Origin of the sequence: Mesorhizobium sp. B2-6-1 (assembly GCF_006440475.1) — a bacterium.
In the GTDB taxonomy this organism is placed as follows: domain Bacteria; phylum Pseudomonadota; class Alphaproteobacteria; order Rhizobiales; family Rhizobiaceae; genus Mesorhizobium.
Genome location: NZ_VFUH01000006.1, coordinates 134,102 through 146,089, shown reverse-complemented (window position 1 = coordinate 146,089; position 11,988 = coordinate 134,102). Strand labels below are relative to the sequence as shown.

Annotated in this window: 14 protein-coding genes; 11 read left to right on the top strand and 3 right to left on the bottom strand. The window is 63.1% G+C overall.

Annotated features, from left to right (window positions below):
• Positions 1-5: 5 nt before the first annotated feature.
• The 4 genes from nthA (at position 6) to FJ443_RS14890 (ending at position 2,901) form a co-directional block, all read left to right on the top strand.
• Positions 6-629 (top strand): nitrile hydratase subunit alpha, encoded by a 624-nt coding sequence (gene nthA, locus FJ443_RS14905; RefSeq protein WP_140559564.1) that lies wholly within the window; start codon positions 6-8, stop codon positions 627-629.
• On the top strand, positions 626-1,285 hold the full coding sequence (gene nthB / locus FJ443_RS14900; protein WP_140559565.1) for a nitrile hydratase subunit beta: 660 nt from the start codon (positions 626-628) through the stop codon (positions 1,283-1,285). Before nthA ends, nthB begins: the two co-directional genes overlap by 4 nt.
• A complete protein-coding gene (locus tag FJ443_RS14895) occupies positions 1,272-1,634 on the top strand; it encodes a nitrile hydratase accessory protein (protein WP_181167329.1) in 363 nt (120 codons plus the stop codon). The genes nthB and FJ443_RS14895 overlap by 14 nt, the downstream gene beginning before the upstream one ends.
• A gap of 139 nt (positions 1,635-1,773) precedes the next feature.
• A complete protein-coding gene (locus FJ443_RS14890) occupies positions 1,774-2,901 on the top strand; it encodes an ATP-dependent RecD-like DNA helicase (protein WP_140516474.1) in 1,128 nt (375 codons plus the stop codon).
• On the opposite strand, the gene FJ443_RS14885 is transcribed toward FJ443_RS14890, so the two are convergent.
• Entirely contained in the window at positions 2,894-3,295 is a 402-nt protein-coding gene (locus tag FJ443_RS14885; RefSeq protein ID WP_140521265.1) for an STAS/SEC14 domain-containing protein, read from the bottom strand. The genes FJ443_RS14890 and FJ443_RS14885 overlap by 8 nt on opposite strands.
• A 112-nt stretch (positions 3,296-3,407) precedes the next feature.
• On the opposite strand from FJ443_RS14885, the gene FJ443_RS14880 reads away from it, so the two are divergent.
• From FJ443_RS14880 to FJ443_RS14870, 3 genes are all read left to right on the top strand, one after another.
• Entirely contained in the window at positions 3,408-4,148 is a 741-nt protein-coding gene (locus tag FJ443_RS14880) for a pyridoxine 5'-phosphate synthase (protein ID WP_140564199.1), read from the top strand.
• Positions 4,149-4,251: 103 nt separating this feature from the next.
• A complete protein-coding gene (locus tag FJ443_RS14875; protein ID WP_140495382.1) occupies positions 4,252-6,171 on the top strand; it encodes a potassium transporter Kup in 1,920 nt (639 codons plus the stop codon).
• A 40-nt stretch (positions 6,172-6,211) separates the two neighbouring features.
• Positions 6,212-7,252, top strand: a complete 1,041-nt coding sequence (locus tag FJ443_RS14870) for an aldehyde reductase (RefSeq protein WP_140664649.1) — start codon at positions 6,212-6,214, stop codon at positions 7,250-7,252.
• 39 nt (positions 7,253-7,291) lie between these two features.
• Here the strand turns inward: FJ443_RS14870 and FJ443_RS14865 are convergent, their stop codons facing one another.
• Positions 7,292-8,185: an SDR family oxidoreductase gene (locus FJ443_RS14865; RefSeq protein WP_140564197.1), complete on the bottom strand. Its 894-nt coding sequence runs from the start codon at positions 8,183-8,185 to the stop codon at positions 7,292-7,294.
• A 134-nt stretch (positions 8,186-8,319) separates the two neighbouring features.
• Here FJ443_RS14865 and FJ443_RS14860 point away from each other — a divergent pair, with 134 nt between their 5' ends.
• The gene (locus FJ443_RS14860; RefSeq protein WP_140495388.1) at positions 8,320-8,730 is read left to right on the top strand and encodes a helix-turn-helix domain-containing protein; all 411 of its coding nucleotides are present in this window, start codon (positions 8,320-8,322) and stop codon (positions 8,728-8,730) included.
• 79 nt (positions 8,731-8,809) lie between these two features.
• Here FJ443_RS14860 and FJ443_RS14855 read toward each other — a convergent pair whose 3' ends face one another.
• A complete protein-coding gene (locus FJ443_RS14855) occupies positions 8,810-9,547 on the bottom strand; it encodes a glutathione S-transferase family protein (RefSeq protein WP_140554986.1) in 738 nt (245 codons plus the stop codon).
• Positions 9,548-9,647: 100 nt separating this feature from the next.
• Here FJ443_RS14855 and FJ443_RS14850 point away from each other — a divergent pair, with 100 nt between their 5' ends.
• From FJ443_RS14850 to ilvC, 3 genes are all read left to right on the top strand, one after another.
• Complete coding sequence (locus FJ443_RS14850) at positions 9,648-10,106, top strand: MarR family winged helix-turn-helix transcriptional regulator (RefSeq protein WP_140516702.1); 459 nt, start codon at positions 9,648-9,650, stop codon at positions 10,104-10,106.
• Between the two features lie 150 nt (positions 10,107-10,256).
• Entirely contained in the window at positions 10,257-10,910 is a 654-nt protein-coding gene (locus FJ443_RS14845) for a TetR/AcrR family transcriptional regulator (RefSeq protein WP_140516455.1), read from the top strand.
• A 25-nt stretch (positions 10,911-10,935) separates the two neighbouring features.
• Positions 10,936-11,955 carry a ketol-acid reductoisomerase gene (gene ilvC, locus FJ443_RS14840; RefSeq protein WP_140495398.1) on the top strand — a complete coding sequence of 340 codons (1,020 nt, stop codon included), beginning with the start codon at positions 10,936-10,938 and terminating at the stop codon, positions 11,953-11,955.
• The last annotated feature ends 33 nt before the right edge of the window (positions 11,956-11,988 follow it).

Genomic DNA, 11,988 nt, shown 5'->3' with positions numbered 1-11,988 from the left:
TGGCCATGTCCCACGATCATGACCACGACAACGAACTCGATCCGTTTGCCGCTCGCGTGCGCGCGCTGGAAACCATTCTCACCCGCAAGGGATTGATCGATCCGGCCGCGATCGATGTCATCGTCGATACCTACGAGACTAAGATCGGTCCCCGCAACGGCGCGAGGGTGGTGGCCAAGGCCTGGAGCGATCCCGCTTTTGCCGACTGGCTGAAGCGCGATGCTACGGCGGCGATCGGATCGCTGGGCTATACCGGCCGGCAAGGCGAGCACATGCAGGCGGTGTTCAACACCGAAGAGACTCACAATCTCGTCGTCTGCACGCTGTGCTCCTGCTATCCGTGGTCGGTGCTCGGCCTGCCGCCGGTCTGGTACAAGGCGCCGCCCTATCGCTCGCGCGCGGTCATCGATCCGCGCGGCGTGCTTGAGGAATTCGGGCTGACGCTGCCGGCCTCGACAAAGATACGCGTCTGGGATTCGACCGCGGAGTTACGCTATCTCGTCGTCCCGATGCGGCCTCAAGGAACCGAAGGCTGGAGTGAGGAGCGCTTGTCCGAATTGGTAAGCCGCGATGCGATGATCGGCACTGTGCTAGCCCAAAAACCGGAAAAAACGGGGGATCCGGCATGAACGGCCCGCAGGATGTCGGCGGACAGATGGGATTCGGGCCGGTGGCGCCGGAACGGGACGAGCCGTATTTCCATACCGACTGGGAGCGGCGGGCGCTCGGCGTGACGCTCACCGCCGGCGCCATGGGCGCCTGGAATATCGATGAGAGCCGGCATGCGCGGGAATCGCTGCATCCGGCCGACTATTATGCCTCCAGCTACTACCAGATCTGGATCAAGGCGCTGGAAACCCTGCTCAAGCGCCATGGTTTCGTCAGCGAGCGTGATCTCAAGGCAGGCGAGGCGATCGATGCGGCGGCGACGCCCAAAAGAGTGCTGAAGACCGATGACGTTCCGGCCGTGCTGGCCAAGGGCGCTCCGTGCAACCGGCCGGTCGAAACGGCGCCGCGGTTCAGGGCCGGCGACCGCGTGCGGACCAGGAATTTCAATCCGACCGGCCACACCAGGCTGCCGCGCTACGCGCGTGGCAAGCATGGGAGGATCGAAGCGGTGCGCGACGGCTTTGTATTCCCGGACACCAACGCGCATGGGCAGGGCGAGAACCCGCAATGGGTCTATACGGTGGTTTTCGACGGAGCCGAGATCTGGGGCGACGGGGCCGATCCGACGCTGACCGTGTCCATCGATGCCTGGGAGAACTATCTTGAACCGGCCTGAGGCGAACGGGCCTGCCGGTCTGCCCGCCGGCCTCGATGCGCCCGTCTTCGCCGAGCCCTGGCAGGCCGAAGCCTTCGCGATGACGGTGGCGCTGCACGACAAGGGCCTGTTTTCGTGGAGCGAGTGGGCGCAGGCACTGTCGGCCGAAGTGAAGAAACCCGGCGCCGGGGCTGACGGCCATGACTATTACGAACATTGGTTGGCGGCGCTGGAAGCGCTGCTGGCGTCGAAAGGATTGGCCGCCAAGCCCGATGTCGATGCAATGGCACGGGCCTGGGAGCGCGCCGCGCATGCCACGCCGCACGGCAAGCCGATCCTGCTGGAGAACGATCCGCACGCCGTCGGGTGATCGCGCGGACATGGCGCCCGTTCCCTTTACGTTCCCGTCCTCGCCTGATAGGCTGAAGCGCAGGGAGTTCGCCACCAGGCCGCGTCGATGGCGGTGGCGCTATCTTGTCTTTCTCTCGCGAATCCGGTCACACGATCAGATGGAATTTTCACCCCAACAGGACGAGGCGCTGCAGGCGGTCGCGCGCTGGCTCAAGGCCGGCAAGCCGCAATTGTTCCGGCTGTTCGGCTATGCCGGCACCGGCAAGACGACGCTGGCGCGCTATTTCGCCGAACATGTCGACGGCCAGGTGCAGTTCGCCGCCTTCACCGGCAAGGCGGCGCAGGTGCTGCGCTCCAAGGGCGCGGTCAATGCCCGCACCATCCATTCGCTGATCTACAGGCCGAAGGGGGAGGAATCGGTCGAAGACGAGGTGACTGGCAAGACGTCGATGTCGCCGACTTTTTCGCTCAACCGGCAGAGCCCGATCTCGCGTGCGAAACTGGTCATCATCGACGAATGCTCGATGGTCGACGAGCAGCTTGGCCGTGACCTCTTGAGCTTTGGCACGCCGATCCTGGTGCTGGGCGATCCCGGCCAGTTGCCGCCGATCTCGGGCGGTGGCTTCTTCACCGACCACGAGCCGGATTTCCTGCTCACCGAAATCCACCGGCAGGCGCGCGACAATCCGATCCTGCGGCTGGCGCTCGACGTGCGCGAGGGGCGCGAATTCATGCGCGGCGACTACGGCACGGCGCAGGTGATCGGCAAGGAAGACGTCAACCAGGACCTAGTGCTGAGGGCGGACCAGGTGCTGGTCGGCACCAACCGCACGCGCCGCCGCTACAACCAGCGCCTGCGCGAGCTCAAGGGGTTCAATGCCGACTATCCGCAGGCCGGCGACAAGCTGGTGTGCCTGCGCAACGACCCGGCCAAGGGCCTGCTCAACGGCTCGCTGTGGAAGGTGATGACCTCGTCGCGCGAGACGGTGAAACCTGGCATCAACCTTCTGGTGTCGCCCGAAGAGGATGATCCGGACCGCGGTGTCGCCAAGATCAAGCTGCTCAAGGCGGCGTTCGAGGATCCCGACGCCGATATCCCGTGGCAGCAGAAGAAGCGGTTCGATGATTTCGACTATGGCTATGCCCTGACCGTGCACAAGGCGCAGGGGTCGCAGTGGAACGAGATCGTGCTGTTCGACGAAAGCTGGGCGTTCAAGGAAACGCGCCAGCGCTGGCTTTACACCGCGATCACCCGGGCGGCCGAACGGTTGACGATCGTCAGGTAGCGGAGCCCAGTTGCCTGGCGCCGAGCCATTGCCAGGCATCGGCCTCGTCTTTGAAATGCCTGAGTTCGACCGGCGGCGGGGTAGGGAGGAAGTCTCGCGCCTGCGCCGTCCAGTCCGGCTCGCCGATCGCGGCACAACGGCCGATATGCTCTGCGGCCTGGACCGCGCCCTGTCGCAGCGTCTCGTCCGATATGTCGCTCCAGTCGACGCCGTCATGATCGATCACGCGCACCAGCACATCGATTCGCGGGTGAAGCGCGTAAGCCGCTTCGAGCAGGCCGAACAGGTTTTCCGCGTCGGCCGCCGAGACATGGCCGACGATATCGATGGCGAAGAGATCCTCACGGTCCGTATCGATGCGCCGGATTGCCGGCACGGCTTCGAGGAAATTCAAGGGATCGTATCCTTTCACAAACGTCATCCGATCTTCTGGAACACCGGAAACCCCCTATCTGTTCCCGTCAAAGGCGGTATAGATGCGCCGAAATCGAGCAGGATCCGAAGCCATGCCCGCAAAGCTTTCCGTCAATCTCAACGCCATCGCCATGCTGCGCAACCGGCGCGACCTGCCGTGGCCTGATGTGATCAGGCTTGGCCGCATCGCGCTTGCGGCGGGAGCGCATGGGCTGACGGTGCATCCTCGCCCGGACGAGCGCCATACCCGCCTTTCAGACCTGCCTGAGATCAGGGCCTTGATCGACGATGAGTTCCCGCGGGCCGAATTCAACATCGAGGGCCATCCGACCGAGCATTTCCTGGCGCTCGTGGAAAAGCACCAGCCGGAACAGGTGACCCTGGTGCCCGACGATCCCTCCCAGGCAACGTCGGACCATGGCTGGAACTTCATCGCCGATGCAGCGTTCCTGACACCGATCGTGAGACGCCTGAAGAAGGGCGGTTTCCGGGTCTCGTTGTTCTCCGATGCGGATCCTGCCGGCATAAACGCCGCGCGCGATACCGGCGCCGACCGCATCGAGCTTTACACGGGACCTTATGGCAGTTGCCATGCCGATTCCGCCAAGGCGGCCAAGGAGCTGGAAAGACTGGGAAAAACGGCCGATGCGGCCTTTGTTGCGGGCCTTGAGGTCAATGCCGGGCACGATCTGACGGTGAGCAACCTGCCGGCCTTGGCGCGACGCGTTCCGGCATTGGCCGAAGTGTCGATCGGACATGGGTTGACAGCCGACGCGTTGGAGTATGGCATGGCCGGCACGGTGGGCCGCTTTCTCAGGGCTTGCGGGTGGTAATGGTGGCAGCCTCGCGTGCAAAGCATGGCAGCCATAACGCGACGGTACTTGATATTGCATCGCAGCAAGCGTAGAGCACCGCCCGCTTATCGGAGTGTCGTTCATGGCCCTTGCCAACACTGGTAGTGAGGCAGAAACCGTCGAACAATCGAGCCATCCTGAAATCGAGCAGCACAGCACCAAGGTGTTGATGCTCGGCGCGCTCGGCGTTGTTTACGGCGATATCGGCACCAGCCCGATCTACGCGTTCCGCGAGGCGCTGGTGGCGTCGTCGGGCGGCGAAGTGGCCGACCGTGGCGACATTCTTGGCGTTCTCTCGCTGATCATCTGGTCACTGACGATCATCGTCACCATCAAATACATCATGTTCGTGCTGCGCGCCAACAACCGCGGCGAAGGCGGCGTGCTGTCGTTGATGGCATTGGCGCGCGGCAGTTTCCCGAAGCGCTCGGCGATCATCCTGGGCATCGGTATCGTCGGCGCCTCGCTGTTCTTCGGCGACGCCGTCATAACCCCGGCAATTTCGGTGCTCTCGGCGGTCGAGGGCATGAATGTCGTCACGCCGACCTTCCAGCCTTATGTCGTGCCGCTGACACTGGTCATCCTGGCGGTTCTGTTTTCGGTGCAGCGCTTCGGCACCGGCGGCGTGGCGCTGATCTTCGGCCCGATCACCGCGGTCTGGTTCCTGGCTATCGGCCTGTCCGGCCTCAACCATATCATCGCCGATCCGGAAATCCTGTGGGCGATCAGCCCGCACTATATCGTCGCCTTCCTGATCAATTCGCCCGATGTCGCCTTCGTCACCATCGGCGCCATCTTCCTTGCGGTCACCGGCGCCGAAGCGCTCTATGCCGATCTCGGCCATTTCGGCCGCAAGCCGATCGTGCTCGCCTGGCTGGCGATCGTGTTCCCTTGCCTGCTGCTCAACTATGCCGGCCAGGGCGCCTTCGTGCTGGCCAAGAACGGCGTGGTCGGGCATCCCTTCTTCGAAATGAACGAAGGCTGGACGCTGATCCCGATGGTGGTGCTGGCGACCGCCGCGACGGTCATCGCCAGCCAGGCGGTGATTTCAGGCGCATTCTCGCTGACCAGGCAGGCGGTTCAGCTCAATATGCTGCCACGGCTGGAAATCCTGCACACGTCGGAAAAACAGTCCGGCCAGATCTACATGCCGCGCGTCAACCTGTTGTTGGCGCTGGTGGTGATGATGCTGGTGGTGGGCTTCGGCGAATCCAGCAGGCTGGCTTCGGCATACGGCATCTCGGTGACCGGCAACATGCTGGTGACCACGGTGCTGCTGTTTGTCGTCATGACCCGCATCTGGAAATGGCGGCTGTGGGTGGCGGTCGCGATGACAGCCTTGTTCGGTTTCATCGATGTCGGTTTCTTTGCTTCCAACATCGTCAAGGTGTTCGAAGGCGGCTGGGCCTCGCTGGCGGTGGCCTTCACCATCGTTCTGGCGATGTGGACCTGGGTGCGCGGCAGCCGTTATCTCTTCGACAAGACCCGCCGCAACGAGATCCCGCTCGATTTCCTGGCCGGCAATCTGTTGAAGAAGAAGCCGCAGCTGGTATCCGGCACCGCGGTGTTCCTGACCAGCGATCCGCTCAGCGCGCCGACCGCGCTGATGCACAGCCTGAAGCACTACAAGGTCCTGCACGAGCAGAATGTGATCCTCTCGGTGGTAACCGCGCCGCAGCCGGTGGTGCCTGACAGCGACCGGGTCAAGATGGAGACGGTCAACGAGCTGTTCATGCGGGTGACGCTGACCTTCGGCTATATGGAGCAGCCCAACATCCCGCGCGCGCTGGCGATCTGCCGCAAGCAAGGCTGGAAGTTCGACATCATGACGACGTCCTTCTTCCTGTCCCGGCGCTCGCTGAAAGCCTCGCCCAATTCCGGCATGCCGGTGTGGCAGGACCGGCTGTTCATCGGGCTGGCGCGCACGGCGGCCGACGCCACCGAATATTTCCAGATACCGACCGGCCGTGTGGTAGAGATCGGCACGCAGGTGGCGATCTGACTGTCTCGATCGCCTTGGGCTGACGCTTCGGGGGACGGGCATGAGCGGCGAATTGGTGCTTGTCACCGGCGGATCTGGCTTTCTCGGCGCCCACTGTATCCTTGAACTGCTGAAGGCGGGCTACCGCGTGCGCACCACCGTGCGCTCGGCCGGGCGGCAAGCCGATGTCCTGGCCATGCTCAAGGCAGGTGGCGTCGAGCCGGATGACAGGCTCTCCTTTGCAATCGCCGATCTCATGAGCGATGCCGGCTGGCCGCTAGCCGCTGCAGGCTGCGACTATGTCCTGCATGTCGCCTCGCCGTTCCCGCCCGGCGTGCCCAAGCATGATGACGAGCTGATCATTCCGGCCCGTGAAGGCGCGTTGCGGGTGCTGCGGGCGGCACGAGATGCCGGCGTCAGACGCGTCGTGCTGACGTCCTCCTTCGCGGCTGTCGGCTACGGCAAGATGCCGCCCGACGGCCGTCCGTTCACCGAGGAGAACTGGACCGATCCGATGGGAAGGGTCAGCGCCTATGTGAAGTCGAAGACGCTCGCCGAGCGCGCGGCCTGGGATTTTATCGCCGCCGAGGGTGGCGGGTTGGAGCTTGCTGCCGTCAACCCCGTCGGCATCTTCGGGCCTGTGCTTGGCTCCGACCATTCGACCTCCACCGAATTTGTCCAACGCATGATGAATGGAGCCATGCCGGGGCTGCCGCGCCTGTCCTTCGGCGCCGTCGATGCACGCGACGTGGCGGACCTGCATGTCCGCGCCATGACCGATCCAGCTGCCAATGGCGAGCGCTTCCTGGCGGTGGCCGGCGATTTCATGACCGTGCGGGAAATCGCGCAAACCTTGAGAAAGCGGCTCGGCAACGCGGCGAAGCGCGTTTCGACCAGAGAGCTTCCCGATTGGCTGGTGCGCATGGTGGGACTGTTCAATCCGGAAGTCGCGCAGCTCGTGCCTGAGCTGGGCAAGGTCAAGAATGCCACCAATGCCAAGGCGGTTCGCATGCTCGGCTGGAAGCCGCGTTCGCGCGAAGACGCGCTGGCTGCGACCGGAGAGAGCCTTATTCGGCACGGCCTGATCAAAACATCGAAGTAGGGGCGGAAAGTCGAGAACAGACTTCCCGCCGCGTGGATTTCAACCTGCCAGGGCAGCCTTGTTCGCCTCGAGGAATTGTCTCAACGTCCTTGGCGTCCTGCCGGAAAGCATCTCGATCGCGTCCGTCACCATGGCGATGCGGCCGGCACGCGTGTTGACGTCGAAGGAAACGATGACGCCGGCAAAATCCTCGGGAACGCCTGATGCCTTTACCCCTTCCGTCAGGACATCATCCGAAACCTGCATGACATCGAGCGGCTTGCCGGTGACTTCGCTGACGAGGGCGGCGATCTCGGCCGTCGTGTACGCTTGCGGGCCAGTCAGCGTGTACGTTTTGCTGTCGGTCGAGCCGGAAGCGACACCGGCGGCGATCGCCGCTGCCATGTCGTCGCGTGCGCCATGGGCGATGCGGCCTTCGCCGGCGGACGTGTACCAGTGCCCCGAGGCGATCGCGTGCGGCAGCGCCATGAACAGGTTCTCCTGGTACCAGCCGTTGCGGAAGATCGTGTAGGGGATGCCGCTCGCCTTGATTGCCTGCTCGGTGCTGTAGTGGTCACCGGCAAACAGGACCGGCGACACCGGTTCCGGGTTGGGCATCGAGGTGTAGAGCAAGTGCGAAACGCCGGCGTTTTTGGCCGCCGCGACTGCATTCTCGTGCTGCTTCAGGCGCTTGCCGCTTTTGAGATCGAGATCGCCGGTCGAAATGATCAGCGCCTTGTCGGCACCCTTGAACGCGGTTTCCAGCGAAGCGGAGTCGTTGAAGTCTGCGGCCCTGACAACGACGCCGCGCACCGCCAAATCTGCCAGGCTTTCGGGATTGCGCGTGGTGGCGATGATCTTTGCAGGCGGAGTTTTATGCGCGTCCAGGAGATAGCGGATGACGCCGCGGCCAAGCTGGCCGGAGGCGCCGGTGACGAGAAGGGTTTCGGTCATCGGAGATCCTGATTTGTGCCGAAGCGGTGGGTGCTCTAGTGGTCTCAGAAAGAGACTAGCACTAAAATAGGAATTGACCTGTCACCGTAAAGGAGGCAGTTTTTCGGGAGGTAGGCACATCCAGGGAACCAGCGATGGACGGCAAGGTCACCAATCTGAAATCGAAGCTGGAGACCTACAAAGCGATGAGCGGGGGCGGTAATTTTGCCGACTGTCCGGTTCGCAATGTCATCCAGGGCGTCAGCGGCAAATGGAGATCGCTGCTGGTGATGGCGCTGGCTGAAAGGCCGTATCGCTTCGGTGAGTTGCGGCGGCTGGTGCCCGACATTTCGCAGCGCATGCTGACCCAGACACTGCATGATTTGCAGCGCGACGGCTATGTGCATCGTGAAGTGTTCCCGACCAAACCACCGAGCGTTGAATACAGCCTGACCGATCTCGGGCGCTCGATGTTCGGCGCCTTTCATCAACTGATCCTATGGGCCGAACTCAACCATGATGCGGTGCGCGAAGCGCGTGCGGATTTTGATGCCGCCCAGGCATAAGCCGCGGGGTGGCGCCGCGACGCCGCGCATTCGCCGCAGTTCCTCGCCTCAATGGTGGCCGGCACGGTGGTCCATCCGTTCAGGCGAACTGGGCTGGCGGAAGCGCGCTGGCCGGATCGTTCTTGCGAATGACCGTCGAAAGATACGATCCCTTCGCCCGCAGGAAGGCATGCAGGCGCAGTGGATAGTCCTGCGCCACGGCATGCTTGACGGACGGGCGTCCACTCAATGCCTGGCGCCAGGCCTGGACGAGCGGTTTGCCGTCCAGAATGCCGAAATCGCCGATCCGGTCGAAGGTATCGATGTAGCGGAAGACAGGGCCGTAGACTGCGTCGACGAGCGAAAAGCGCCCGCCTTCGAACCATGGTCCAGTCCGGCCGGCTTCGCCCGCCAATTCGGTCTCCACACGATCGAACATTTCCGACAGCGTCCGAGACTCGGCAAGGAATCCTGCCTCGGTCGACGCCGAATAGAACCGGCCGACGGCGTTGAGGATGGCTGAGCCATACTCGATCCAGGCACGATGCCGGGCACGGGCATAGGGGTCGGCCGGGTGGAGGGGATTGGCCTCAGTTTCTTCGAGGAATTCGAGGATGACGGCGGATTCGAAGATCACCGTTTCATCGTTCCCCCGCTGCACGCGCAGCAGCGGCACCTTGCCGAGCGGCGAGACCGCCTTGAACCAGTCAGGCTTGTTGGCGAGGTCGATGTCGACGCGCTCGAACGGCACGCCTTTCTCGGTCAGCGAGATCGCCGCACGCTGGACATAGGGGCAAAGGGGATGGCTGACGAGAATGAGGGTGTTGGCATGCTTCATCGGATTTGCCTCTCAATATCGATGCATTCGCATCTATCTAGATGCAAATGCATTGGTCGTCAAGCTTGATGCAATTGCATCTATCTCTTATGATGCCGTCATGATCGAGACAGCCATGCCATCGCCGGAGGCCATCAAGACCTGGGCACGCCTGATGCGGGTATCACGCCAGCTGGTGGAACGTGCCGAAGACGCGCTGAAGGAAGGCGGCCTGCCGCCGCTTGCCTGGTATGACGTGCTGCACGAACTCGCTGAGGCGGGCGAGGGCGGCTTGCGGCCGTTCCAGCTGATCGAACGAACCCTGTTCGCGCAGTATAATATTTCGCGGCTGCTGGCCCGACTTGAAGCCGATGGGTTTGTCGAGAAGCTGCCGGTGGCTGATGACGGCCGCGGCCAAACCGTCCGCATCACGGCCAAGGGACGAGAGACGCGCCGCCGTATGTGGGCCGTCTATGGCAGGTCGATCGCGGAGCTGGTTGGCGACAAGCTTTCGCCGCAAGAACTGAACACGGTATCGGCCTTGCTCGGGCGGTTGCGCGATCCGCCAGCCGGCGACTGAACATACGCGTTGCGCGGCTGCGGGGACACGGGAAAGACATTTCGTCATTTTGGCCTTGCGCCGATCTTCGGATTGCGCAATATGCCGAACCGTAACGTACGGTACTGAGCTCGGGCGATCTACGGCTCTACCATCAAACGGGAACAGAGCGTGTTGCAGGCAAATGCCGATATCGACAACGGCGAAGCGCTGACGGAGCGTCAGAAGGCGGTTCTGGATGCAGCGCTCCGCCTGCTGGTCGAAGAGGGCGACAATCTGACCATGACCGCAGTGGCGCGGCGGGCGAGCTGCTCCAAGGAAACGCTCTACAAATGGTTCGGCGACCGCGACGGACTGCTGACGGCGACGGTGCAATGGCAGGCCTCGAAGGTGCGGGTGACGGCGGTCGACGGCAGGGGGCTCGACCTTGCGTCGTTGGCCGCGAGCCTGGAGCGATTTGCTTCCGACTGGCTGAAGGTCATTTCCAGCGACACTTCGATCGCACTCAACCGGGTGGCGGTCGGCCATGCCGGTTCGGGCAAGGATGATCTTGGCGCGGTGGTGCTGGAGAACGGGCGGTTTGCCCTCGCCAAGCGCCTGAAGCCGGTGCTGGAGGCCGGCCGCCAGGCCGGGCTGCTCGATTTCTCGGACGCCGAGACGGCGTTCCGTACGTTTTTCGGGCTGGTCGCCCGCGACGTGCAGATCCGTCTCTTGCTTGGCGACCGGCTGGAATTGACTGAGGCGGCGATCGGCGGTGATGCCGTCCGCGCGACGCAGCAGTTTCTCGCTCTTTTCGGAGCAAAAACCGGGCCGCAAGGCCTCTGATCTTCAAACGGGAAGGAAGACAAAAATGCGCGTCTATTACGATCGTGATGCCGATCTCAACCTGATCAAGGGCAAGAAGGTCGCCATCATCGGCTATGGCAGCCAGGGCCGGGCGCATGCGCTCAACCTCAAGGATTCCGGCGCCAAGGAGATCGCCATCGGCCTCAAGGCCGGATCGGCGACCGCCAAGAAGGTCGAGGCCGACGGGCTCAAGGTGATGAGCGTGGCCGACGCCGCCAAATGGGCCGACCTGATGATGATGGCGACGCCCGACGAATTGCAGGCCGACATCTACAAAAACGAGATCGCGCCGAACATCCGCGACGGCGCGGCAATCGCCTTCGCGCATGGCCTCAACGTGCATTTCGGCCTGATCGAGCCGAAGTCGACGGTCGACGTCGTCATGATCGCGCCGAAGGGGCCCGGCCATACGGTGCGCGGCGAATACCAGAAGGGCGGCGGCGTGCCGTGCCTGGTCGCCGTCAACCAGGATGCTTCGGGCAACGCACTCGACCTCGCGCTCTCCTACGCCTGCGGCGTCGGCGGCGGCCGTTCGGGTATCATCGAGACCAATTTCCGCGAGGAATGCGAGACCGATCTGTTCGGCGAGCAGGTCGTGCTGTGCGGCGGCCTGGTGGAGTTGATCCGCGCCGGGTTCGAGACGCTGGTGGAAGCCGGCTATGCGCCCGAAATGGCCTATTTCGAGTGCCTGCACGAGGTCAAGCTGATCGTCGACCTGATCTATGAAGGCGGCATCGCCAACATGAATTACTCGATCTCGAACACCGCCGAATGGGGCGAATATGTCTCGGGGCCGCGCATCATCACCGCAGAGACAAAGGCCGAGATGAAGCGGGTGCTGAAGGATATCCAGACCGGCAAGTTCACCTCGGAGTGGATGCAGGAATACCGTGCCGGCCTGTCGCGTTTCAAGGGCATCCGCCGCAACAACGACAGCCATCAGATCGAGGAAGTCGGCGCCAAGCTGCGCGCGATGATGCCGTGGATCTCCAAGAACAAGCTGGTCGACAAGGCGAAGAACTGAGCGATCCACGCTCCAAAAGAAACGGCGCCGCGC